The organism is Streptomyces sp. NBC_01003, from assembly GCF_045162695.1.
GTDB lineage: Bacteria > Actinomycetota > Actinomycetes > Streptomycetales > Streptomycetaceae > Streptomyces.
This window is the reverse complement of record NZ_CP108707.1, coordinates 4,903,946-4,927,039: the sequence shown is the minus strand read 5'-3', so window position 1 is coordinate 4,927,039 and position 23,094 is coordinate 4,903,946. Positions and strand designations below refer to the sequence as shown.

Annotated in this window: 21 protein-coding genes and 2 pseudogenes; 12 read left to right on the top strand and 11 right to left on the bottom strand. The window is 70.3% G+C overall.

The annotated features are described in order from the left end of the window. Positions 1 to 123 precede the first annotated feature (123 nt). From OG698_RS22550 to OG698_RS22535, 4 genes are all read left to right on the top strand, one after another. Complete coding sequence (locus OG698_RS22550) at positions 124 to 660, top strand: DinB family protein (RefSeq protein ID WP_406104993.1); 537 nt, start codon at positions 124 to 126, stop codon at positions 658 to 660. Positions 661 to 678: 18 nt separating this feature from the next. Continuing rightward, complete coding sequence (locus OG698_RS22545; RefSeq protein ID WP_406104991.1) at positions 679 to 1,320, top strand: PadR family transcriptional regulator; 642 nt, start codon at positions 679 to 681, stop codon at positions 1,318 to 1,320. 131 nt (positions 1,321 to 1,451) lie between these two features. Next, positions 1,452 to 2,438 (top strand): ATP-binding cassette domain-containing protein, encoded by a 987-nt coding sequence (locus OG698_RS22540; protein WP_406104989.1) that lies wholly within the window; start codon positions 1,452 to 1,454, stop codon positions 2,436 to 2,438. Beyond that, positions 2,435 to 3,205, top strand: coding sequence for an ABC transporter permease (locus tag OG698_RS22535; protein WP_406104987.1), 771 nt, complete (start codon positions 2,435 to 2,437; stop codon positions 3,203 to 3,205). Before OG698_RS22540 ends, OG698_RS22535 begins: the two co-directional genes overlap by 4 nt. Before the next feature lie 35 nt (positions 3,206 to 3,240). Here the strand turns inward: OG698_RS22535 and OG698_RS22530 are convergent, their stop codons facing one another. After that, positions 3,241 to 4,653: a glutamate decarboxylase gene (locus tag OG698_RS22530; RefSeq protein WP_406104985.1), complete on the bottom strand. Its 1,413-nt coding sequence runs from the start codon at positions 4,651 to 4,653 to the stop codon at positions 3,241 to 3,243. A gap of 106 nt (positions 4,654 to 4,759) precedes the next feature. Beyond that, positions 4,760 to 6,037, bottom strand: coding sequence for an ion channel protein (locus OG698_RS22525; RefSeq protein WP_406104983.1), 1,278 nt, complete (start codon positions 6,035 to 6,037; stop codon positions 4,760 to 4,762). 121 nt (positions 6,038 to 6,158) lie between these two features. Between OG698_RS22525 and OG698_RS22520 the strand changes: the two genes are divergently transcribed. After that, a complete protein-coding gene (locus tag OG698_RS22520; RefSeq protein ID WP_406104981.1) occupies positions 6,159 to 6,917 on the top strand; it encodes a MerR family transcriptional regulator in 759 nt (252 codons plus the stop codon). 6 nt (positions 6,918 to 6,923) lie between these two features. On the opposite strand, the gene OG698_RS22515 is transcribed toward OG698_RS22520, so the two are convergent. Beyond that, positions 6,924 to 7,289, bottom strand: coding sequence for a YbjQ family protein (locus tag OG698_RS22515; RefSeq protein WP_266672924.1), 366 nt, complete (start codon positions 7,287 to 7,289; stop codon positions 6,924 to 6,926). Positions 7,290 to 7,420: 131 nt separating this feature from the next. On the opposite strand from OG698_RS22515, the pseudogene OG698_RS22510 reads away from it, so the two are divergent. Further along, a pseudogene (locus tag OG698_RS22510) lies at positions 7,421 to 8,080 on the top strand (DedA family protein); the annotation flags it as partial. Positions 8,081 to 8,139: 59 nt separating this feature from the next. Here the strand turns inward: OG698_RS22510 and OG698_RS22505 are convergent. Together OG698_RS22505 and OG698_RS22500 are read right to left on the bottom strand one after the other, a co-directional pair. Beyond that, entirely contained in the window at positions 8,140 to 9,837 is a 1,698-nt protein-coding gene (locus OG698_RS22505) for a threonine/serine exporter family protein (protein WP_406104980.1), read from the bottom strand. 89 nt (positions 9,838 to 9,926) lie between these two features. Beyond that, the gene (locus OG698_RS22500; protein WP_100597700.1) at positions 9,927 to 10,418 is read right to left on the bottom strand and encodes an inorganic diphosphatase; all 492 of its coding nucleotides are present in this window, start codon (positions 10,416 to 10,418) and stop codon (positions 9,927 to 9,929) included. 86 nt (positions 10,419 to 10,504) lie between these two features. Between OG698_RS22500 and dacB the strand changes: the two genes are divergently transcribed. The 6 genes from dacB to folE all read left to right on the top strand — a co-directional run bounded on the left by dacB (position 10,505) and on the right by folE (position 17,964). After that, complete coding sequence (gene dacB, locus OG698_RS22495; protein WP_399969410.1) at positions 10,505 to 11,992, top strand: D-alanyl-D-alanine carboxypeptidase/D-alanyl-D-alanine-endopeptidase; 1,488 nt, start codon at positions 10,505 to 10,507, stop codon at positions 11,990 to 11,992. Between the two features lie 93 nt (positions 11,993 to 12,085). Beyond that, the gene (locus OG698_RS22490; RefSeq protein WP_399968660.1) at positions 12,086 to 13,228 is read left to right on the top strand and encodes a zinc-dependent metalloprotease; all 1,143 of its coding nucleotides are present in this window, start codon (positions 12,086 to 12,088) and stop codon (positions 13,226 to 13,228) included. A gap of 215 nt (positions 13,229 to 13,443) precedes the next feature. Continuing rightward, positions 13,444 to 14,466, top strand: a complete 1,023-nt coding sequence (tilS, locus tag OG698_RS22485; protein ID WP_399968658.1) for a tRNA lysidine(34) synthetase TilS — start codon at positions 13,444 to 13,446, stop codon at positions 14,464 to 14,466. 45 nt (positions 14,467 to 14,511) lie between these two features. Beyond that, positions 14,512 to 15,072, top strand: a complete 561-nt coding sequence (gene hpt, locus OG698_RS22480; RefSeq protein ID WP_100597704.1) for a hypoxanthine phosphoribosyltransferase — start codon at positions 14,512 to 14,514, stop codon at positions 15,070 to 15,072. Positions 15,073 to 15,269: 197 nt separating this feature from the next. Beyond that, the gene (gene ftsH / locus OG698_RS22475) at positions 15,270 to 17,279 is read left to right on the top strand and encodes an ATP-dependent zinc metalloprotease FtsH (protein WP_383095699.1); all 2,010 of its coding nucleotides are present in this window, start codon (positions 15,270 to 15,272) and stop codon (positions 17,277 to 17,279) included. Positions 17,280 to 17,358: 79 nt separating this feature from the next. Beyond that, positions 17,359 to 17,964 carry a GTP cyclohydrolase I FolE gene (gene folE / locus OG698_RS22470; protein ID WP_406104978.1) on the top strand — a complete coding sequence of 202 codons (606 nt, stop codon included), beginning with the start codon at positions 17,359 to 17,361 and terminating at the stop codon, positions 17,962 to 17,964. Between the two features lie 32 nt (positions 17,965 to 17,996). Here the strand turns inward: folE and OG698_RS22465 are convergent, their stop codons facing one another. The 6 genes and pseudogenes from OG698_RS22465 to OG698_RS22440 form a co-directional block, all read right to left on the bottom strand. Next, complete coding sequence (locus OG698_RS22465) at positions 17,997 to 18,485, bottom strand: DUF3180 domain-containing protein (protein WP_100597707.1); 489 nt, start codon at positions 18,483 to 18,485, stop codon at positions 17,997 to 17,999. Between the two features lie 58 nt (positions 18,486 to 18,543). Beyond that, on the bottom strand, positions 18,544 to 19,155 hold the full coding sequence (folK, locus tag OG698_RS22460; protein ID WP_100597708.1) for a 2-amino-4-hydroxy-6-hydroxymethyldihydropteridine diphosphokinase: 612 nt from the start codon (positions 19,153 to 19,155) through the stop codon (positions 18,544 to 18,546). After that, positions 19,152 to 19,511 (bottom strand): dihydroneopterin aldolase, encoded by a 360-nt coding sequence (gene folB / locus OG698_RS22455; protein ID WP_116511517.1) that lies wholly within the window; start codon positions 19,509 to 19,511, stop codon positions 19,152 to 19,154. The genes folK and folB overlap by 4 nt, the downstream gene beginning before the upstream one ends. Positions 19,512 to 19,724: 213 nt before the next feature. Continuing rightward, the gene (locus OG698_RS22450) at positions 19,725 to 20,276 is read right to left on the bottom strand and encodes a nuclear transport factor 2 family protein (protein WP_326774700.1); all 552 of its coding nucleotides are present in this window, start codon (positions 20,274 to 20,276) and stop codon (positions 19,725 to 19,727) included. Beyond that, positions 20,273 to 21,136 (bottom strand): dihydropteroate synthase, encoded by an 864-nt coding sequence (gene folP / locus OG698_RS22445; RefSeq protein ID WP_406104976.1) that lies wholly within the window; start codon positions 21,134 to 21,136, stop codon positions 20,273 to 20,275. Before folP ends, OG698_RS22450 begins: the two co-directional genes overlap by 4 nt. 60 nt (positions 21,137 to 21,196) lie before the next feature. Further along, a pseudogene (locus OG698_RS22440) lies at positions 21,197 to 23,022 on the bottom strand (phosphatidylglycerol lysyltransferase domain-containing protein). Positions 23,023 to 23,094: the final 72 nt, after the last annotated feature.

Here is a 23,094-nt window from a genome sequence, read left to right as displayed (position 1 = left end):
AAACTCCTACGCGATACGTTCCCGGGGCCGGGGTCCGGGCAGTGCCCTTGAGGACGGGAGCTGACCGCAAGCCCCTCTACCTTCGTCAGTACAGGCAGCGAAACCGACGGAAGGCGGCCCACGGTGGCGACTCACGGGAACGCGGAGGTCCGCGGCGACGAACGCGGCACCCTCCTGATCTGCCTCGCCGGGCAGCGCGGCGCCATCCGCCGGGCCGTGCTCGGGCTGAGTGACGAGCAGGCCGCGACGGCCGCGAGCGCCAGCGCGCTGTCGCTGTCCGGGCTGATCAAGCACGTCGCCGAGACCGAGCAGGGCTGGGTGGCGCGGGCCCGGCAGGTCGCGCCCGACACGCAGCGCACCGAGGCGAACTGGGCCGACAGCTTCCGGCTCGTGGGCGACGAGAGCGTCGAGTCGGCGCTCGCCTACTGGGACAAGGTGGCGCTGGCCACCGAGGAGTTCATCCGGTCGGTGCCGAGCCTCGACGACACGTTTCCGCTGCCCCGCCATGACTGGTCCCCGCACGAGGGGGAGGCGTCCATGCGGTGGATGCTGCTCCATCTGATCCGGGAGGCGGCCCGGCACGCGGGGCATGCGGACATCATCCGCGAGTCCCTCGACGGGAAGACGGCGTACGAGCTGGTCGCCATGGCTCAGGGGTGACGTCCTACGCTGGGGCCCATGTCAGCGATCCGTCTCCTGGTCCTCGGGGCCGTACGCCAGCACGGCCGCGCGCACGGGTACCAGGTGCGCAACGACCTCGAGTACTGGGGCGCGCACGAGTGGTCGAACGCCAAGCCCGGGTCGATCTATCACGCGCTCAAGCAGATGGCGAAGCAGGGATTCCTCGTCGCGCACGAGATCGCGCCGTCCACGGCCGGCGGACCGCCGCGTACCGAGTACGAGATCACGGACAAGGGCACCGAGGAGTTCCGTACGCTGCTGCGTGAGGCGCTCGTGACGTACGACCAGAAGCCGGACATCCTCTCGGCGGCGCTCGGCTTCATCGTCGATCTGCCGCGGCAGGAGGCGGTGGAGCTGCTGCGGCGGCGCGTGGAGGGCATCGAGGAGTGGCGGCGCGCGGTCACCGATTACTACACACCCGAGGACGGGCCCGAACAGCTCGGGCACATCGGCGAGATCATGAATTTCTGGGTGCACTCGGCCGACGCGGGCGCGGAGTGGACGCGGGGCCTGATCGGCCGGATCGAGGGCGGCGCGTACACGTTCGCGGGCGAGGGTGAGCCCTTCGTCGGGGTGCTCGCCGAGGGGCAGGAGAACCCCTACGCCACGGGCGAGGCACACCCCGAGGGACCTCGGTAGTCATCGCCAGTCATTGCCAGGCGTGGCGTCATCCATTTCCATTAATCAAGTTTGACTAATGGCCGGAGGCGGGGATACCTTTCGCGTCATAGTCAAATTTGAGTACCGAGATTCTCGGTGGGAGGAGCCGGATGACCGACGCGATCATCGTCGAGGGCGCACGGAAGAGGTACGGGGACAAATGGGCGCTGGACGGGCTCGACCTCGCGGTCGCCCGCGGCACCGTGCACGGGCTGCTCGGGCCGAACGGCGCGGGCAAGACGACGGCCGTCCGGACCATGACGACGCTGCTGCGGGCCGACGCGGGCCGGGTCGAGGTGGCGGGTTACGACGTGCGGCGGCAGGCGGGCGAGGTGCGCCGCCGCATCGGGCTCCTCGGCCAGCACGCGGCGGTGGACGAGGAGCTCGGCGGGTGGCAGAACCTGGAGATGTTCGGACGCCTCCACCGTCTCGGCGCCCGGCGCGCGCGGGTGCGAGCCGGCGAACTCCTTGAGCGCTTCGGGCTCGGCGGGACCGGGCGCAAGGCCGTCAGGCAGTACAGCGGCGGCATGCGGCGCCGCCTGGACCTGGCCGCCTCGCTCATCACGGACCCGGAGGTGCTCTTCCTGGACGAGCCGACGACGGGCCTCGATCCGCGCGGGCGCGCCGAGGTGTGGGGCGCGGTGCGCTCCCTCGTCGGGGGCGGTACGACGGTGCTGCTGACGACGCAGTATCTGGAGGAGGCCGACCAGCTCGCCGACCGCATCTCGGTCGTGGACCGGGGCCGGGTCGTCGCCGGGGGTACCGCCGACGAGCTCAAGGCCCGGCTCGGCGGTGACCGGATCGACGTCGTCGTGCGGGACGGGTCCCAACTGGACGTGGCGGCAAGGCTGTTGCCGGACGGTGCCACGGTCGACGCGGACCGCCGGCTGGTCAGCGCGCCCGTCGCCGACCGGATGGCCGCGCTCACGGAGGTCGTGCGGGCACTCCAGGACGCGGGTGTGGAGGCGGAGGACATCGCGGTGCGCAGACCGACCCTGGACGAGGTGTTCCTGCATCTGACGGGATCGGGACAGTCGGTCCAGAAGGACGCGGCGGAACGTGGACACGTGTCGGACCGGCCGGAGGTGAAGGCATGAGTACGCCGATGAGCTGGGCCGTCGCCGATTCGTGGACCATGACGCGGCGCGAGCTGGCGCACTGGGCGCGGCAGCCCACGCAGATCGTGGTCGGGCTGGTCTTCCCGGTGATGCTGCTGCTGATGTTCGGCTTCCTGATCGGCGGCGGCAAGGGGGTCGAGGGCGAGTACGTCGACTATCTGGTGCCGGGCATGCTCGCGCTGACCATGGCGTTCGGGCTCGAGGCGACGATGCTGGCGGTGACGCAGGATCTGAACAAGGGCGTGATCGACCGGTTCAGGTCGATGCCGATGGCCAACGGCGCGGTGCTGGTGGGCCGTTCGGCCGCCGACATGCTCCAGTCGGCCGCCGCGCTTCTCGTGATGACCGGCGTCGGTTACGTGATCGGCTGGCGCCCGCACGGCTCGGCCGGGACGTTCCTGGGCGCGCTCGGCCTGCTGCTCCTCTTCCGGTTCGCGATGCTGTGGATCGGCATCCACCTGGCGATGGTGGCGGGGAAGCCGGAGCTGGTGCAGGCCGTGCAGATCCTCGTCTGGCCGGTCGGATTCCTGTCGAACGCGCTCGCCGAGCCCGGCTCGATGCCCGGCTGGCTGGGCGCGGTCGTCGAGTGGAACCCGATGTCGCACACGGCGACTGCGGTACGGGACCTGTTCGGCGGGCCCGGCGGGGAGCCGGGGCACCTGTGGGCGGCGGTGCTGTGGCCGCTCGCGCTGCTCGCGGTGTTCTTCCCGCTGGCGGTACGGAAGTTCGCGGCGCTCAGTGAATAGGGATCAGCAAGCAGGGCCCGTGAGCACCGCTGCGCTCAGTGGTGGAAGCTGGTCGCCGCTTCCCTGTCGCGGGTCAACGGGTGCCGCTGCTGGCGCAGTTCGGGCAGCAGTCGCCTGAGGTCGGCGAGGAAGAGCGCCGCCAGGTCGGCGGAGAAGCCGTTGCGGCACACCAGCCGCAGCACGGCCAGGTCCTGGCGGTGCGCGGGGAAGGTGTACGCGGGTACGAGCCAGCCGAATTCGCGCAGGCGGCGCGACACGTCGAAGACGTCGTACGCCTTCACGTCGGATGCTGTCGTGAAAGCGATGACGGGCAGTTGGTCGCCGTGCGTGATGAGCTGAAAGTCGCCGATGGTCTCGATGAGTTCGGCGATGCCCCGGGCGACGTCCCGCGTCGACTGCTGCACGGCGCGGTAGCCCTCGCGGCCCAGGCGCAGGAACGTGTAGTACTGCGCGACGACCTGGGCGCCGGGCCGGGAGAAGTTCAGGGCGAAGGTCGGCATGTCGCCGCCCAGGTAGTTGACCCGGAAGATCAGTTCCTCCGGCAGGTCGTCCGCCGTACGCCACAGGGCCCAGCCGACGCCCGGGTAGACGAGGCCGTACTTGTGGCCCGAGGCGTTGATGGACGACACCCGCGGCAGGCGGAAGTCCCAGACCAGTTCGGGGTCGATGAAGGGCGCGATCATGCCCCCGGAGGCGCCGTCGACATGGACGGGGATGTCGAGGCCGGTCTTCTCCTGGAGGGTGTCGAGGGCGGCGCACAGCTCCTGGATCGGCTCGTACGAGCCGTCGAACGTCGAGCCGAGGATGCCGACGACACCGATGGTGTTCTCGTCGCACAGCTCGGCTGCGGCCTGCGGGTCGAGGTGGAAGCGGTCGCCCTCCATGGGGACCTGGCGCGCCTCGACCTCCCAGAAGTTGCAGAACTTCTCCCAGCAGACCTGCACGTTGATGCCCATGACGAGGTTCGGGCGGGCCTGCTTGGACGGATAGCGGTCGGCGTTCCGCTTCATCCAGCGGCGCTTGAGGGCCATCCCGGCGAGCATGCACGCCTCGCTCGACCCGGTGGTCGAACAGCCGACGGCGCCGTCCGGGTCGGGCGCGTTCCACAGGTGGGCGAGCATCGACACGCAGCGCCGCTCCAGCTCCGCGGTGCGCGGGTACTCGTCCTTGTCGATCATGTTCTTGTCTCGGCACTCGGCCATCAGGACGTCGGCCTGCGGTTCCATCCAGGTGGTGACGAACGTGGCGAGGTTGAGCCGTGCGTTGCCGTCGAGCATCAGCTCGTCGTGGACCAGCTGGTACGCCGTGGAGGGTGGCATGGGGTCGTCGGGCAGCCGGTGCTTGGGCGGGGCGTCGGTCATGCCGCCGACCGGATTGGCCTCGCCGTAGAAGGGGTTGACGGACATCGGGCTCTCGTCGTGCGGGTGGGGACCGTGGTGCAGCGGCATTGTCGCGGACTCCCTCGATACGCGGTCGTGGCCTCATCGCGAGGATACGGAGGAGTGGGGCGTACCGCCCGGCGACGGATCGGCGGACGGGCAGGGGCGGCCGCTCTCAGCGGAGGGCCGTGCCGTCGTCGTGGAGCTGCATCTGGGGGCGTCCGGTGACCAGGAGCCAGGCCGGCAGCGAGGCGATGCACAGCAGGACGAGGATCGGCGGGGACGCGACGAGGATGGCCGCGACGAACAGGCTGACCCAGCCCTGCCGTGTGATGGCGAGCAGGATGCCGAGGACGCCCGCCGAGACGCCGACGGCGGGGTGCACGCCCGGCACGAGCGCGTGGGCGAGGAGGCCGAAGGCCGTCCCGATGAAGACCGCGGGGAAGATCCGGCCGCCGCGGAAGCCGCAGGAGGCGGCGATCAGCAGGGCCACCAGCTTCACCACCGTCATCAGGGCGAACTGCCCGGCCGACCAGCCCTCGGGGTCCTTGGCCAGCTCGGCGACCTCATTGAGGCCCTTGAAGAGCGTGAGATGACCGCCGAGCGCGCCGAGCAGACCGAGCACGAGCCCGCCGACGGGCAGCATCAGCATGGGGTGCTTGAGGCGTCCGAACGCGGCGTGCGTGTAAGGGAAGGCGTAGACGGCCGCCATGCCGAGGACGGCGGCCGCGGAGGCGACCACCACGACGGAGAGGAGGTCGCCCGCGTCCGGCCGGGGGAAGGCGGGCAGGCCGAGGTCGAAGCTGGGGTGTCCGACGAGGGTCGTGGTCAGCGCGCCGATGGCCGCCGCGGTGAGCGGCGCGAACAGGGCGTCCCACAGCGAGCCCTTCATCGGCTTGCCCGCGAGGGCCTCGGAGATGACGAGGGCGGCGGCGACGGGTGTGCCGAACAGCGCGCCGAGCGTGGCCGCCTCGGCCAGGGTGCCCCACAGGACGGCGGGCATGGCGGGCAGGGCTTTCGAGCCGAGCCAGAACGCGAGGCCGACGTTGGCCGCGATGATCGGGTTCTCCGGGCCGAGGCTGGGCCCGCCGGCCAGCATCAGCGCGGTCGCGACGAGCAGCCCGGGCAGCACATAGGGCGGCAGCGGGCCGCTCTCGAGCCCGACGGTGGCCGGGTCGGGCCCCGCGTGACCGGGCGCCTTCCACACGACGACGCCTACGACGATGCCGGTCGTGGTCAGCATGACGATCATCCAGGCCGAGGAGTAGCCGCCGATGCCGAGCGCGTCGGGCAGGTCCTCCCACAGCACGTGCTGAAGCTGCTCGGCGAGCCAGCTCACGCCGAGGAACAGCAGGCTGCACACGACGCCCACGACGAGCGCGGGGGCGACCAGCGGCAGCAACGTCCGTGCCGGGGTGGTCTTCTGGGGCTCGGCCTGTGCGTCGGTGCTCACCGGCACACCATAAGCGGACGAAACCGGCACAACACCCGGAGAGATTCCCGCTTGCACCTCACGTGACGTGAGGCCGCACGCTGGGACCCGTACCGACAACGACAAGGAGGGGGCGGCAGCCGTGAGCTACTCCGTGGGGCAGGTCGCCGGGTTCGCCGGCGTCACCGTGCGCACGCTGCACCACTACGACGAGATCGGTCTGCTCGCGCCGGTCGGGCGCAGCCACGCGGGCCACCGGCGCTACAGCGACGCCGACCTGGACCGGCTGCAGCAGATCCTGTTCTACCGGGAGCTCGGCTTCCCCCTCGACGAGGTCGCGGCCCTTCTCGACGATCCGAAGGCGGACCCGCGCGCCCATTTGAGGCGCCAGCACGAACTGCTCACCGCCCGGATCGAGAAGCTGCAGAAGATGGCCGAGGCCGTGGAACACGCCATGGAGGCACGGAAGATGGGCATCAACCTCACGCCCGAAGAGAAGTTCGAGGTCTTCGGGGACAAGGACCCGGAGCGGTACGCGCAGGAGGCGGAAGAGCGCTGGGGCGGCACGGACACGTACGCCGAGTCGCAGCGCCGCGCCGCCCGCTACACCAAGGACGACTGGAAGCGGATGCAGGCCGAGGTCGCCGACTGGGGCGAGCGCTACGACGCCCTGATGGCGGCCGGCGAGCCCGCGACCGGCGAGCGGGCCATGGACATGGCCGAGGAACACCGGCAGCACATCACCAAGTGGTTCTACGAGTGCAGCTTCGAGATTCACTGCGGTCTCGGCGAGATGTACGTGGCCGACGAACGCTTCAAGGAGTTCTACGAGTCCATGCGCCCCGGCCTCGCCGAGCACCTGCGCGACGCGATCATCGCCAACGCCGTCCGCAACGTCTGACCGGCGCTACAGGGGTGCGATCACCACGGCCGTGCCGTACGCGCACACCTCGGTGCCCACGTCCGCCGCCTCCGTGACGTCGAAGCGGAACATCAGCACCCCGTTGGCGCCGCGGGAGCGGGCCTGCTCGACGAGCCGCTCCATCGCCTGGTTACGGGTCTCCACCAGCGTCTTGGTGAGGCCCTTCAGCTCGCCGCCGATCATCGATTTGAGACCGGCGCCGATCTGGCTGCCGAGGTGCCTGGAGCGGACCGTGAGGCCGAAGACCTCGCCGATCACCTTCTCCACCCGGTAGCCGGGCACGTCGTTCGTGGTGACGACGAGCACATCCGTCTGCGGATTCTGGCCGCCGCCGTAGTCTTCGATACCCATACACACAGGTTTGCCACAGTTGACGCACAGTGCATCCTGAGAGGGTCGCTGGAACCTGGTGCCGTCATCCGGCGTTGATAACTTTGCACCGCCATTGCCCTTGCTTCACCACCCCTCAGGAGTCCGGAACCGTGACGACGCTTGCTCTCGGACCAAGCTGGCTGGACCCGGACCACCTGCTCAACACGTTCGGCATCTGGGGCCTGCTCCTGATCGTGTTCGCGGAGTCCGGCCTGCTCATCGGCTTCTTCCTGCCGGGCGACTCCCTGCTGTTCACGTGCGGACTGCTGATCACCGCCGGCACGCTGGACTTCCCTCTGTGGGGCGCCGTCGGCCTGATCTGCGTCGCCGCGATCCTCGGTGACCAGGCGGGTTACCTCTTCGGCAAGAAGGTCGGCCCCTCGCTGTTCAACCGCCCGGACTCCCGCCTCTTCAAGCAGGAGAACGTGGTCAAGGCCCACGAGTTCTTCGAGAAGTACGGCCCGAAGTCCCTGGTCCTGGCGCGCTTCGTGCCCATCGTGCGTACGTTCACGCCGATCATCGCGGGCGTCAGCGGCATGAAGTACCGCTCGTTCATCACGTTCAACATCATCGGCGGCGTGCTCTGGGGCGCGGGCGTCACGCTCCTCGGCTCCTGGCTGGGCAACATCGAGTTCGTCCACAAGAACATCGAGGCGATCCTGATCCTGATCGTCCTGATCTCGGTGGTCCCCATCGCGATCGAGTTCCTGCGGGCGCGCAGCAAGTCGAAGAAGGCCGCGGCGGCGGCGCCCCAGCCCCAGACGCCGGCGCCGGGGCAGCGCGGTCGCCACGCGAAGCGCTAGAGCGCCACGACCCCTTTTGCAGGGTCCTAGAAGCCTCGGGTCCGCTTCGCCGCCCGGCGCCCTTCCGCGCCGGGCGAGCGCAGGAACAGCCGCGCGATCTCGGACCCGAGGTTCACCCCGATCGCGATGGCCATGGCGAGAGCCGCCGCCTTCGTGAGCGACACCAGGCCCGCGTCCACGTCGTTCTGCGCGATGGCCAGCAGCCCGAAGTACGTCGCGGAACCCGGCAGCAGCGGCCCGATCGCCGCCGTCACGTACGGCAGCGCGGACGCGAACCGGTAACGCGAGAAGAGCTGCCCGAACAGGCCGACGAGCCCGGCCGCCGCCGCCGTCGAGGCGACCGGCGAGATCCCGCCGACGACGTGCATGGCCCCGTACACGACCCACGCCACACCGCCGTTCAGCGTCACCGCGAGCACGGTGGAGCGTTCCTGCTGGAGCAGGATGGCGAACGCGAGGGACAGGGCCATCGAGGCGGCGATCTGCCAGTAAGGGCGGTCGATGACCTGGAGGGCCGCCTCCGGGTTCAGCTGCGCGTGCAGCTGGACGCCGAGGTAGAGCACGACCAGGACGCCGACGACGATGCCGACGAAGAAGTACATGACTTCGAGCAGGCGCGCGGCCGCGGTGATGTAGTAGCCGGTCAGGCCGTCCTGCACGCCCGCCACGAGGGCCCGCCCCGGCAGCAGCGCGAACAGCCCACCGGTGATCACCGCGGAGGCGCGTACGTCCACGAGGTTGTGCGCGAGGGTCAGCAGGATCCCTATGGCGGCGGGCGGCATCGCGGCGACGGTGAACTGGTAGAACTCCGGCAGCCCGCGCCCGGCGCACAGCCAGGCCAGCCGGTCACCGAGGATCGCGCCGAGCGCCGCCGCGACGAAGACGATCAGGTCACCGCCGACGAGAATCGAGGCGCCGCCCGCGAGGAGCCCGGTCGCCGCGGAGAGCACCCAGCCCGGGTAGGGGTGGCGGTTGCGGCGGATCTCGGCGAGGCGCCGGTAGGCCTCCTCCAGGGAGACGTCGACCTCCGCGTCGCTGATGTCGTACACCAGCTGGAACACGGCCGCGAGGCGCGTGTAGTCGGTGCCGCGCCGGCGCACGGTGCGCGAGGAGGTCACCGGGTCGTCGATCAGGGACGGCTGGTACGAGATCGACAACAGCGTGAACGTCACCGTCGGTTCGCACCGGTCGAGGCCGTAGGAGCGGCACACGGCGAACATCGCCGCCTCCACGTCCTCGGCGCCCTCACCGCCCGCGAGGAGCAGCTCGCCGATACGCAGGGTCAGGTCGAGGACGCGCGGAACGGCCGGCCCCTCGTCGTCGTGCTTCTGCACGGGCTCGGCCGCCGGACGCTCGGCGACCGGCATGCGCAGCATCGTGCGCATCCGGTCCTGCCAGGGTGCCTCCTTGGTCAGCTTGACCATGGGGATGCCGTGGGCGGGGGTGAACGCGGGGGGCGCGTGCCGGGAGCTGTAGGTCTGCGGGGGAGTGAAGGCCGAACCGCTGGTGTCGGCGGGCGCGGCGGCCGGGGTGCTGAACCCGTCCGGGAGCGCGAACTCGGACGTCGTCTGCGACTCGTCCTGCTCGGGCACCGGGGTCTGCGGCACCACTCCCTGCGGCGGGGTGAAGGCGCTGCGTGCCTCGTCCGACTGCGGTTTGCGGTCTTCGGCCGCCTCCGGCTCCCGCTCCGTCACCAACTCGCCCTTCGTATGACGCTTGCGCACCTCCCGGTACGCCTCAGTATGAGCACAGATACGCGAACGGGCCGCCCCACCCCCGGAGGAGTCGGACGGCCCGTGCGTGGCGGGGGAGGTCAGTGACCGCCCTCGTCCTTGAAGCGCTTGTAGGACCGCTCGATCTCGGCCTCGGCCTCGGTGCGGCCGACCCAGTCGGCGCCCTCGACGGACTTGCCGGGCTCCAGGTCCTTGTAGACCTCGAAGAAGTGCTGGATCTCCAGGCGGTCGAACTCGGACACGTGGTGGATGTCCCGCAGGTGCTCCACGCGGGGGTCCGAGGCGGGGACGCACAGCAGCTTGTCGTCGCCGCCGGCCTCGTCCGTCATACGGAACATGCCGATGGCGCGGCACTTGATGAGGCAGCCGGGGAAGGTCGGCTCCTCCAGGATGACCAGCGCGTCCAGCGGGTCCCCGTCCTCACCGAGCGTGTTCTCGACGAATCCGTAGTCGGCCGGGTAACTGGTCGAGGTGAAGAGTCGACGGTCCAGGCGGATCCGACCGGTCTCGTGGTCCACCTCGTACTTGTTCCGCGAACCCTTCGGAATCTCGATCGTGACGTCGAACTCCACCGGTGGCTCCTCCATGATCAACACATACGACTGGTGATTAAGTGTCCCTCACGCAGGTGTGTGATCGCGAAAGGGGCTGGTCCGTGGTGCCCGAGCTCAAGGCTTCGCAGGCAGTTTCACAGGCAGTGAAGGTGCTCACGAAGGTCAAGACCTGGCAGCTCACGGCGGGCGCTGCCACCCTGGGCCTGGCGCTCTCGGCCGTGGCGGTGGCCTCGGCCGGTCCGTGGGACTCCAGCGGTCAGCGTACGGCGGAGGCGCGCCGGGCTGCCTCCCAGGAGGCCGGGGGTGGCGCAGATCACGGCCGCGACGGCCGCGACGGGCGCTCCGAGGAGCCGGACGCGGCCCCGAGCGCCCGTGCGGTGCTCGCGGCGCCGGGCGGCTCGGTCCCCGGCCCCACGAAGGGCGCGCTCGCCGACGTGCTCGACCCGCTCCTGAACGACCCGGCCCTCGGCAAGCGGCGCACCGCGGCCGTCGTCGACGCGGCCACCGGTCAGCGGCTGTACGGCAAGAGCTCCGGCGACGCACTGACTCCCGCCTCGACCACGAAGCTCGCCACGGCCGTCGCCGCCCTGTCGATGCCGGGGTCCGACCACCGCATCGACACGAAGACCGTCATCGAGCCCGACTCGCACGAGGTCGTCCTCGTCGGCGGCGGCGACCCCACGCTCACCGCCCGCAAGGACGCCGGACCGAACGCGAGCCTGCGCGCCCTCGCCGACGCCACCGCCAAGGAGCTCAAGGGCCGGGACACGGACGAGATCACCCTCTCCTACGACACCTCGCTCTACTCGGGGCCGCTCCTGCACCCCATCGGGCCGAACGAGAACATCGCGCCGGTCAGCGCCCTCATGGCCGACGAGGCGCGCACGGACGACTCGTCGAGCGGTCCGGCTCCCCGCGAGTCCGACCCCGCCGCGGCCGCCGCGCGGACGTTCGCGGATCTGCTGCACGACCGCGGCATCAGGACGAAGGGCGAGCCGGGCCCCCGCCATGCCTCGGGCGACGCCGAGAAGCTGGCCAAGGTGTCGTCGCCGCCCGTATCGGCCCTGGTCGAGCGCATGCTGACGCACAGTGACAACGACATCGCGGAGGCCCTGGCCCGCCAGGTGGCCCTCGCCACGGACGGGACCGCGAGCTTCGAGGGCGGGGGCGAGGGGATCCGCAAGGAGCTGGACAAGCTCCGAATCCCGCTCTCCGGAAGCCACTTCGCGGACGGCAGCGGTCTCGACCGCGCCGACAAGGTCTCCGCCGACCTGCTCACCCAGGTTCTCGCGCGCGCCGTCGAGCGCGAGCGCCCGGGGCTGCGTCCCGTCCTCACCGGACTCCCCGTCGCCGGCTTCACGGGCACGCTGAGCAAGCGGTACACCGACGAGGCCGACGCGGCGGGCATCGGCCTCGTACGGGCCAAGACCGGCACACTGACCGGGGTGAACACGCTGGCCGGCACGGTCGTCGACGCGGACGGGCGGCTCCTGGTCTTCGCCTTCATGACGGACGGCACGGTGAACCCAGGACAGGCCCAGGCGGCCCTGGACCGGCTCGCGTCGACGGTCGCGAACTGCGGCTGCCGCTGACCCGTCCCGGCCGCGCCCCCTAGGGGGCACAACCCGGGCGCCGTCCGGGGCCAAGCCCCTGTGCACCAGGACCCGAGCACGTACGGTTGACGCATGACGAGCATCGGTGGCGCTTCTGGGATGGTCGACTGGAATCTCGCGGTGGCGACCGCGACCCGACTCGTGCGGCCGGGCCCGGAGGTGAGCCGGGACGAGGCGCGGGCGATCGTCGCGGAGCTGCGCCGCCACGCCAAGGCCTCCGAGGAACATGTCCGCGGGTTCACGCGGATGGCCACCGACGAGGTGCACGACACGCCTGTCCTCGTCGTCGACCGCCCCGGCTGGGTCCGGGCGAACGTGGCGGGGTTCAGGGAACTCCTCAAGCCCCTCCTGGACAAGATGGAGGAGCGGCGCGGCTCCGGCCCCGGCGGAGCGGTCCTCGGCGCCGTGGGCGGCAAGGTCACGGGCGTCGAGCTCGGGATGCTGCTGTCCTTCATGTCCTCCCGAGTCCTCGGGCAGTACGAGACCTTCGCCCCTGCCACGCGAGACCTGCCGGCCGCGCCGAACGGCGGCGGAAGACTGCTCCTCGTCGCGCCGAACATCGTGCACGTGGAGCGCGAACTCGATGTGAACCCGCACGACTTCAGGCTCTGGGTGTGCCTGCACGAGGAGACGCACCGCACGCAGTTCACGGCCGTGCCCTGGCTGCGCGACCACCTCGAGGGCGAGATCCAGTCATTCCTCGCCGAGACCGATGTCGACCCCATGACGTTCCTGGAGCGCATCCGCGAGGCCGCCCAGTCCCTGGCGGGCGCGCGCCCCGAGGGCGAGCAGGGCGAGGGCGACGACGGGGGCCGTTCCCTGGTCGAGCTCGTGCAGTCGCCGGCCCAGCGCGAGATCCTCGCCCGGCTCACGGCCGTGATGTCACTGCTCGAAGGGCACGCGGACTTCGTGATGGACGGGGTCGGGCCCGCGGTGGTGCCGTCGGTGGGCGAGATCAGGGAGAAGTTCAAGGAGCGCCGCCAGAAGGGCGCGTCCCGCCTGGACCTGGCGCTGCGCAAGCTCCTGGGCCTCGACGCGAAGCTGCGCCAGTACCGCGACGGCGAGCGATTCGTCAGGGCCGTGGTGAACGAGGTGGGTATGGACGGATTCAATCGCGTATGGACATCGCCGAACACGCTCCCCACCAAGGCGGAGATCGCCAAACCGGCGGACTGGGTCGCGCGGGTGCACCGCAAGTCCGAAGGTGCACCGTAAGGCAGGGTCGTGAAACAAATACGGCCAACGGCAGGAGAACGCCCCCGTAATCACCCATCCGAGGGACCGTAGGCCGTGGGTAGGCGTGCAATGCTCGGGGAACGGCTCGGCTCTGTCACGATCGACGCACTCTGAGTGACTGAAATCGACGAGTCGCTGTTGAGTGACTGGTCCGAGCCACACCCCCACCGGAAACTTCATGAAGGGAACCGGACATGGGTCCCCATCCTGCGGTCGCGGCGATACGCCTGGCGGTCCGCCGCGTACTCCACGACGTACTCAACGATCACAGCGCCCCCCACCCGGCGCCAGAAGCCCCGCGCACCCCGCCCCTGGTGCTTGTCGCCTGCTCCGGCGGCGCCGACTCCATGGCGCTCGCCTCCGCCCTCGCCTTCGAGGCCCCCAAGCTCGGCATCCGCGCCGGTGGCGTGACCGTCGACCACGGTCTGCAGCCCGGCTCCGATCTCCGCGCCGCCGAAGTCGTCGCGCGGCTCACCGCCCTGCGCCTCGACCCCGTCGAGTCCGCGGCCGTGCACGTCGGCCGCGACGGCGGACCCGAAGCCGCGGCGAGGGACGCCAGATACGCCGCGCTCGACGCCGCCGCGGACCACCACGGCGCCGCCGCGATCCTGCTCGGCCACACCCGCGACGACCAGGCAGAGACGGTCCTGCTCGGCCTCGCCCGCGGCTCCGGTATCCGCTCCCTGTCGGGAATGGCCGCGACCTCGGGGGTCGGCGGCCGTTACCGCAGGCCCTTCCTCCGCCTCGACCGCCAGACCGCCCGCAAGGCGTGCATGGCCCAGTCACTGCCCGTCTGGGACGACCCCCACAACACCGATCCGGCGTACACGCGCTCCCGGCTGCGCCACGAGGGGCTGCCCGCCCTGGAGAAGGCGCTGGGCAAGGGTGTCGTCGAGGCGCTCGCCCGTACGGCCCAGTTGTCCCGGGACGACGCCGACGCCCTGGACACGTGGGCCGCGCAGGCCGAAGCCATGGTGCGGGACCCCGCAGGGCTCCTGGAGTGCGCCAAGCTCTACGCGCTGCCGCCCGCCGTACGCCGCCGTGTACTGCGCCGCGCGGCCATCGAGGCCGGCGCTCCGGCGGGTGCTCTGTTCGCCCGGCACATCGAAGAGGTCGACCGTCTGATCACCGGCTGGCGCGGCCAGGGGGAGATCAACCTCCCCGGCAAGGTCGTGGCTCAGCGGCAGGGTGGCAGACTGGTCATCCGGCAAGGCTGACGCGGGACGAGAGTCCTTGAGCGGCCGGTGGGACGACCGAAAGTGATGCGGGTGGACGCGAAAGACATGGGCACCGACCTCCAGTCGGTGCTCATCACCAAGGAAGAGATCGACGCGAAGCTGGCTGAGCTGGCCGCGAAGATCGATGCGGAATACGCGGGCAAGGACCTGCTGATCGTCGGTGTCCTCAAGGGCGCCGTGATGGTCATGGCGGACCTGGCGCGTGCGCTGTCCACCCCCGTCACGATGGACTGGATGGCGGTGTCCTCGTACGGCGCGGGCACCCAGTCGTCCGGCGTCGTGCGGATCCTCAAGGACCTCGACACCGACATCAAGGGCAGGCACGTCCTGATCGTCGAGGACATCATCGACTCCGGCCTGACGCTGTCGTGGCTGCTCACCAACCTCGGCACCCGCGAGCCCGCGAGCCTCGAGGTCTGCACGCTGCTGCGCAAGCCGGAGGCGGCGAAGGTGGCCATCGACGTGAAGTGGACCGGGTTCGAGATCCCGAACGAGTTCGTCGTCGGGTACGGCCTGGACTACGCGGAGAAGTACCGGAACCTGCCGTTCGTCGGCACTCTGGCTCCGCACGTCTACGGCGGCTGAACCGTCGCCGAAGCGATGTGAGACGGTCGGGAACCCCTGCGGGTTTCCCGCCGTTGGAGCATGCGTGGGCGAGATTCCCAGTCGTCCCCTGCGGCTTCGGGTGACAATGCTGGGGTACCGTCCGAAGGACAGTCTTCAAAACAGCCTTTATCAAACTCACTATGGCAGGAGGGACGGGGCGTCATCGCTCCGTATGGATGGACGTGAAGCGATACTTCCGTGGGCCGGTCATGTGGATCGTGCTGGCCGTCCTTGCCGTGGTCGTGTTGATGCAGGTCGTCGGTTCGTCCGGTGGCTACAAGACGGTGGACACCGGCCAGGTCATTCAGGCCATCAACGACAACAAGGTGCAGTCGGCCAAGCTGACCACCGGCGACGAAAACAACATCAAGGTCGAGCTCAAGAACGGCCAGAAGGTCCAGGGCAGCAGCAAGATCCAGGCGAGCTACATCGGCGACCAGGGCGTCGATGTGGCCAAGGATCTGCAGGCCAAGTTCGAGGACAAGCAGATCCCCGACGGGTACACCGTCGCCCCGACGAAGCAGAACGCCTTCGTGGGGATCCTGCTCTCCCTGCTCCCCTTCGTCCTGATCGTCGTCGTCTTCCTGTTCCTGATGAATCAGATGCAGGGCGGCGGCTCCCGAGTCATGCAGTTCGGGAAGTCCAAGGCGAAGCTCATCACCAAGGACACCCCGAAGACGACGTTCGCCGATGTGGCGGGCTCGGACGAGGCCGTCGAGGAGCTCCACGAGATCAAGGAGTTCCTCCAGGAGCCGGCGAAGTTCCAGGCCGTCGGCGCCAAGATCCCCAAGGGTGTGCTGCTCTACGGCCCGCCCGGAACCGGTAAGACGCTGCTCGCGCGCGCCGTCGCCGGTGAGGCGGGGGTCCCCTTCTACTCGATCTCGGGTTCCGACTTCGTCGAGATGTTCGTCGGTGTCGGTGCCTCCCGAGTCCGTGACCTGTTCGAGCAGGCCAAGGCGAACGCCCCGGCGATCGTCTTCGTCGACGAGATCGACGCCGTCGGCCGGCACCGCGGTGCGGGTCTCGGCGGCGGTCACGACGAGCGCGAGCAGACGCTCAACCAGCTGCTCGTCGAGATGGACGGCTTCGACGTGAAGGGCGGCGTCATCCTGATCGCCGCCACGAACCGGCCCGACATCCTCGACCCGGCACTGCTGCGCCCGGGACGTTTCGACCGGCAGATCGCGGTCGACCGCCCGGACATGCAGGGCCGTCTGGAGATCCTCAAGGTTCACCAGAAGGGCAAGCCGGTCGCACCCGATGTCGATCTGTCCGCCGTCGCCCGGCGTACCCCGGGCTTCACCGGCGCCGACCTGGCGAACGTGCTGAACGAAGCGGCGCTCCTCACGGCGCGCAGCGACCTCAAGCTCGTCGACAACTCGATGCTGGACGAGGCGATCGACCGCGTAGTGGCGGGCCCGCAGAAGCGGACCCGGATCATGTCCGACAAGGAGAAGAAGATCACCGCGTACCACGAGGGCGGACACGCCCTGGTCGCGGCGGCTTCGCCCAACTCCGACCCGGTGCACAAGATCACGATCCTGTCCCGTGGACGGGCCCTCGGTTACACGATGGTCCTGCCCGACGAGGACAAGTACTCCACCACGCGCAACGAGATGCTCGACCAGCTCGCCTACATGCTGGGCGGGCGCGCGGCCGAGGAGCTGGTCTTCCACGACCCGACCACGGGCGCGGCGAACGACATCGAGAAGGCGACCACGACCGCGCGGGCCATGGTCACGCAGTACGGCATGACCGAGCGGCTCGGCGCGATCAAGTTCGGCGGCGACAACACCGAGCCCTTCCTGGGCCGGGAGATGTCGCACCCGCGCGACTACTCGGAAGAGGTCGCCGCGCTCGTCGACGAAGAGGTCAAGAAGCTCATCGAGAACGCGCACAACGAGGCCTGGGAGATCCTGGTCGAGAACCGCGACGTCCTCGACCAGCTGGTACTCCAGCTCCTGGAGAAGGAAACGCTGAACAAGGAGCAGATCGCCGAGATCTTCGCTCCGATCGTGAAGCGTCCGGCCCGCCCCGCGTGGACCGGCTCCTCCCGCCGCACTCCGTCGACCCGCCCGCCAGTGCTCTCCCCCAGGGAGCTGTCACTGACGAACGGTTCGAACGGCGCGGCAACGGGCGTCGAGTCCGGGCTGGACATCGCTCCTACGGACAGCCCCGAGGCCTGATCACCCCGGAATGGATAACCGCGTCCCCCACGCCTTACGGTGTGGGGGACGCGGTTCTTTGTTCAAGGAAGAGGCACAGATGACCGACCCGGTGACGCTGGACGGAGAGGGTCCGATCGGCGAGTTCGACGAGAAGCGGGCCGAGAACGCCGTGCGTGAGCTGCTCATCGCTGTCGGTGAGGACCCGGACCGCGAGGGCCTCAAGGAGACGCCGGCGCGGGTGGCGCGGGCGTACAAGGAGATATTCGGGGGGCTGTGGCAGAAGCCCGAGGACGTTCTGACGACGACGTTCGACCTCGGTCACGACGAGATGGTCCTGGTGAAGGACATCGAGGTCCAGAGCAGCTGTGAGCACCATCTGGTGCCGTTCGTCGGCGTCGCCCACGTCGGCTACATCCCGTCGAGCGACGGCAAGATCACCGGCCTGTCGAAGCTGGCCCGCCTCGTGGACGTCTTCGCCCGGCGCCCGCAGGTGCAGGAGCGTCTGACCACGCAGATCGCCGACTCCCTGATGCAGATCCTGGAGCCGCGCGGCGTGATCGTGGTCGTCGAGTGCGAGCACATGTGCATGACGATGCGCGGGGTGCGCAAGCAGGGCGCGAAGACCATCACGTCCGCGGTGCGCGGCCAGCTGCGCGACCCGGCGACGCGCAACGAGGCGATGAGCCTCATCATCGCGCGCTGAGCCCCGGCAGGCGCGCGGCCGGCCCCGGCTGGTCAGGCCGCCGGCGCGGCCCCGCCGTGGTCCTCGTCGTCGTCCTCCGGGAGCTTGCAGACGCGCTCCAGGAAGAGGGCGGCCGCTATCACGGCGATGCCGGTGAGGACCGAGAAGCCGGCGTAGATGGCCTGGTCGCGGCGGGCCGGGACATCGAGGTGTTCGAGCAGGAACGCGCCCGTGCCGCCGTACATCCCCGCGACCAGCGCGGCCACCAGCGCGCTGGCCTGGCCGAAGACGAGGGCGCGGGCCGCCATCAGCGGGTCGACTCCCTTGGCGCCGGGGCTCCGCTCGCGCTGGGCGCGCAGCCGGGCCCGGATGGAGAGCGCGGTCGCCAGCAGGATGACGGCGATCACGGCGAGGACGATCGGCGCCGCCAGCGGGACCCGCGGCAGTGTGCCGATCGAGTCCCACAGGCGGGCGCCCGCCCAGCTCAGTACACCGGCGACCAGGAAGAGGCCGGCCAACGTCCTGATGCGCAGTTGCTTCATTCCGGTGGTCGCCCCTCAGTCCCCGCGCTGTCTTCGTGTGCCCGCATGACCCTAACGACTATTCGGGCAGCTGGAGTTCCAGGTCGGCGCGCGGCGCGACGCCTTCGCGGGTGACCGCGGCGAGCAGCTCGGCCACGGGTCCGTGGCCCGGCAGTTGCGCCTCGGGCTCCACGTCGAACCAGGGGGCGAGGACGAAGGCCCGCTGGTGCGCGCGGGGGTGAGGGAGCGTGAGGACCGGGTCGTCGGAGACGACGTCGGCGTACGTGACGATGTCGACGTCGATCGTGCGGGCACCCCAGCGCTCGTCACGGACGCGGTGGAAGGCCTCCTCGACGGCGTGCGCCCGCTCCAGGAGGGAGGACGGGGGCAGGGTCGTGCGGAGCACGATCACCGCGTTGAAATACGCGGGCTGGCTGCCCGGCTCGACGCCCCACGGCTCGGTCTCGTAGACGGGCGAGACGGCCTTGACGCGGACGCCGGGGGTGTCCTCCAGGGCGTCGATGGCGCCCTGGATCGTCTCGAGGCGGTTCCCCAGATTCGAGCCGAGGGCGATCACCGCGTTTTTGGGGTTGGAGAGTGTGGTGTCGGCCGCGTCCACCTGTTCCACCACGGAGGCGGGCACCGGCTGTACGGTCGGGTCGCTGGGGCCCTCGGTGAAAGATGCAGTCATACTCGGCTCCGGGTGATGGTGACGGTCACATCGTCGAAGGGGACGGTGATCGGGGCGTCCGGCTTGTGGACGCAGACCTCGACCTCCAGGACTCCTTCGTGCTTCAGGCACGTCCCGGCGATGCGCTCGGCGAGCGTCTCGATGAGATCGACCGGATCGCCTTCGACGACGGCCACGACCTCCTCCGCCACGATGCCGTAGTGCACGGTCTTCGCCAGGTCGTCGTCGGCCGCGGCCGCGCGTGTGTCCAGTCCGAGCACCAGGTCCACGATGAAGGTCTGGCCTTCCTCGCGCTCCTTGGGGAAGACGCCATGGTGCCCGCGGGCCTTGAGGCCGCGCAGCGCGACACGATCCACGCGAATCACTCCTGCAATCGTCGGTAGCGGCGGGTTCGTACCGAGTGCGGTCGGCACACCAGCCTCGATCGAATCTACCTGCGGGCACCGACAGCGCTCGCCCGCGGGGGCTATGGACAGGGCGGCCCACCGCTGGTAGCCGCCCCTACCCACCAGCGCGCTCCGGCAATCCCGTGGGCCCCACGTGGACCCGCCTACCCCGTCAGGAGCCACTCAGGAGGGTGTCTCGTCGCTTTCTTCGCCGTCGTCGCCCTCGGTCTCGGACTCGGCGAGTACGGGCGACGCGTGGTGCGACCACAGTTTCCAGCCGTCACGTGTGCGACGGAACACATTCGTGGCGACGACGCGCTGGCCGACGAGCGGGCCGAGTTCGTCGCCCTCCGCGGGGGCCGGGCCGCCGCTGAGGATGTTCTCGGTGCAGGTGATCAGAGCGGTGTCGGCGACGATGCTGATGTGCACATCCGTGAGGAAGAACTGGATGTACTCGGTGTTCGCCATGATCAGCGCGTACGAGCGCAGAACCTCGCCGCGGCCGGTGAGCACGGGCCAGCCGGGGTGCACGCAGCTGATGGACGTGTCCTCGGCCTCGTCGGACTCCTCGCTGTACGAGACGTCCTCGGGGGCGAGCCAGAGCGCCGTCAGCAGTTCGAAGTCGGCTCGCTCCAGAGCCTCGTAGAAGGCGCGGTTGGCGCTGTCCACGGCCTCCGCGTCGGTGCGCCGGCCTGCCGCACCGCGCGGCTCGTCGGGCTCCCTCGGTGGGGTCACTGGGCTCCTTCTACGGCGCGGGCGACACGGACCGCGTCGGCCGTCGCGCGGACCTCGTGGACGCGGACGGCCCAGGCGCCCTGGTGGGCCGCGATAGCGGAGACGGCGGCCGTGGCGGCGTCGCGCTCGCGCGCCGGGGGCGGGGCGCCCTGCTCGCCGGCCAGGACATGGCCGAGGAACCGCTTACGGGACGCGGCGACCAGCAGGGGGTGGCCGAGCGCGCGCAGCTCCTTCAGGTGGGCCAGGAGCTTCAGGTCGTGGGAGGCCTCCTTGGAGAAGCCGAGGCCCGGGTCGACGACGATGCGCTCGGGGGCGATGCCGCCCTCGATGACGGCCTCCACGCGCGCGTGGAGCTCGGCGACGACTTCGGAGACCACGTCCTCGTACGTGCCCTTGACGTTGCCTCCCTCCAGGAAGCCGCGCCAGTGCATGACGACGAAGGGGGCGCCCGCCGCCGCGACGGCGGGGATCATCGCCGGGTCGGCGAGGCCGCCGCTGACGTCGTTGACGAGAGAGGCACCGGCCGCCAGGGAGCGCTCGGCGACCGAGGCGCGCATCGTGTCCACGGACACGGCGACGCCCTCGGAGGACAGGCCCCGCACGACGGGGATGACACGCTTGAGCTCCTCGTCCTCGTCGACGCGGGTGGCGCCGGGGCGGGTCGACTCACCGCCGACGTCTATCAGGTCGGCGCCCTGTGCGACCAGGTCGAGGCCGTGTTTCACGGCGGCCGTCGTGTCGAACCAGCGGCCGCCGTCGGAGAAGGAATCGGGCGTCACATTGACGACTCCCATGACCGCGCAGCGGTCCCATTCGGGAAGGCCTGTGACGTGGCCGCGACGGCCCTGCGACGTGCTCATGCCTTCAAGCCTAGGCCCGGCGGCCCGGTGGCCGTGCCACGGCCGGACTGCGGACGGGCCTCAGGCGGCCCGCACCTCGCGCCGGCTTCCGTCGTGCCAGCTGTCGTGCCCGGTGTCGTGTGCGCAGGGCCGGGGCCCGGCCCTGCGCCGCCGCCGGAGGCGCGGCACGGCCAGGTTCGCGAAGCCCTCCGCCTGCATGCCGGCGAAGCCGATCCGGGGCAGGTCGCGCGAGGAGCGGTGGACCACGAAGCGGGGTTCCCGGCGCGGCCGGAACTTCGCGTTGACCGGGAAACCGACTCGATCTGGAACCAGTAGGACAGGAAGACGAGCAGTCCGCGCCAGGCCCGCAGGACCGGGCCCGCGCCGATCTCGTCGCCGCGCGTGAGGGCCGCGCGGACCATCGCGAAGTTCAGCGATATCCGCGTGATGCCGAGCTTCGGGGCGGAGGGCGGCCACGATGAGGAGTTCGTTCATGCCGGGGTCGGCGGCGCGGTCTCGGCGCATCTGGTCGAGGGAGACGCCGTCGGTGCCCCAGGGAACGAAGCGGAGTACGGCCTTCAGGTCGCAGTGCGGGCCGGCCGGGTCGGCGGCCTTGTGGGCTGTGGCGACCAGGCAGTCGCTGTCCGCCGTGCCGCCGAGGCGGCCGAGCGCCACATGAAGAAGCCGCGTTCGGTGTCGGTGCCGCGCCAGTCGTCGGCGGCGCGGCGGATCCGCTCCAGTTCCTGGTCGCCGAGGTCACGGATGCGCCGCACCCGGGTCTCGTAGCCATTGCGCTCGATCCTCTTGGCCATCTGGCGTACGTTGCGCACCGCACGCCCGGCCAGGGAGAAATCCGCGGTGTCCACCACCGCCTCGTCGCCCGGTTCGAGTGCGTCGAGGCCGGTCTCACGGGTCCAGACCTCGCCGCCCGTCTCGGAGCAGCCCATGACGGCGGGGGTCCATGAGTGGGCCTTGGCCTCGTCCATGAACCGTTCGATGGCTCCGGGCCACGCCTCCACGTCCCCGACGGGGTCGCCGCTCGCGAGCATCACGCCCGACACGACGCGGTAGCAGACGGCCGCCTTGCCGCTGGGCGAGAAGACGACCCCCTTGTCGTGGCGGAGCGCGAGACGGCCGAGGGAGTCGTGGGCGCCGTGCTTGTCCAGGAGGGTGCGCAGCCGTGCCTCGTCGTCCTCGGTGAGGCGTGCGGCCGGGTGTTCGGGGCGGAACGCCAGATAGATGGTCGTCAGCGCGGTGAGCAGGCCGAGCGCGCCGAGCGAGCACGCCACGGTCCAGGAGGTGCGGCCCGCGTAGTCGACGGGTCCGTCCATGCCTAACAGGCCGTACAGGACGTGTTCCAGACGGTCGGACAGGCTCGGGTCGCCCACCAGCTTCTTGGGGTGGGCGCTGACGACGGCGAGGCCGATGACGATGGAACCGGCGCCCATGAGCACGAAGTTCGCGAGCGCCCGCCAGCGGCTGCGCGGGTCGGGCAGCGCCGCGAACTCACTCCGGTGGCGCAGCAGCAGAGTGAGAAGCACGAGCGGGATCAGCGCACCGAACAGGGAGTACCGGTACGCGAACTGCGCGAGCGCGCCGAGCGGCAGGAGCACCACGGCCGCGCGCCAGGCCCGCCGCTTGTGGCGGCGCAGCCCGTGCGCGAGGAGGAGCAGCAGGACACCCGTACTGATGGCGAGCGCGGTCGCGAACGGGCCGAGGGCGCCGGGCAGGACCTCGGCCGGCTCATGCATGCGGCTGTGCCGGAACCGCGGGAAGGCGCCCGCCGCGATGTCGAGGAGTCCGACGAGGACGCAGGCGCGGGCGATCAGGGTGGGGACGGCCTCGGGCCGGGGGCCCCGCAGTATCCGGCGCAGATGCTGCCTTCTGCCCGGAACCCCGCCTGACATATCGGCATCTATCCTGACAGACATCGCATCCCGTGGTTCCGCGAGAGAGCTCGAAGCCGGTGCCATTTCCGG